Source organism: Streptomyces wedmorensis, assembly GCF_000716445.1.
Classification (GTDB): Bacteria; Actinomycetota; Actinomycetes; order Streptomycetales; family Streptomycetaceae; genus Streptomyces; species Streptomyces wedmorensis.
This window is the reverse complement of record NZ_JNWK01000202.1, coordinates 1-272: the sequence shown is the minus strand read 5'-3', so window position 1 is coordinate 272 and position 272 is coordinate 1. Positions and strand designations below refer to the sequence as shown.

At 68.0% G+C, this 272-nt stretch carries 2 pseudogenes; both read right to left on the bottom strand.

Features of this window, described 5'->3' with window-relative positions:
- Window positions 1–126, bottom strand: a pseudogene (locus OO54_RS48230) (ABC transporter permease); the annotation flags it as partial.
- Window positions 123–272: pseudogene (locus OO54_RS48225) on the bottom strand (ABC transporter); the annotation flags it as partial. The pseudogenes OO54_RS48225 and OO54_RS48230, both read right to left, overlap by 4 nt.

Below are 272 nucleotides of genomic sequence, written 5' to 3'. Positions count from 1 at the left end.
GAGCAGCAGCAGCATGATCGGCGTGAGCAGCAGGTTCAGGGTGAGCGACGGGTAGCGGCGGGCGTGCAGGAGGTTGCGGCGCAGCATCGTGGACGAGTCGCGCAGGGTGAGGGAGAGGGAGCTCATCGGACGTTCTCCTTGGGCTGGTTCTGCTGGGCGGGGATGTCGGTGGTGCCGGTGAGGGCGAAGAAGACGTCGTCGAGGTCGGGGGTGTGGACGGTGAGCTCGTCGGCCTCGATGCCGGTCGAGTCCAGCCAGTCGAGGAGGGAGCG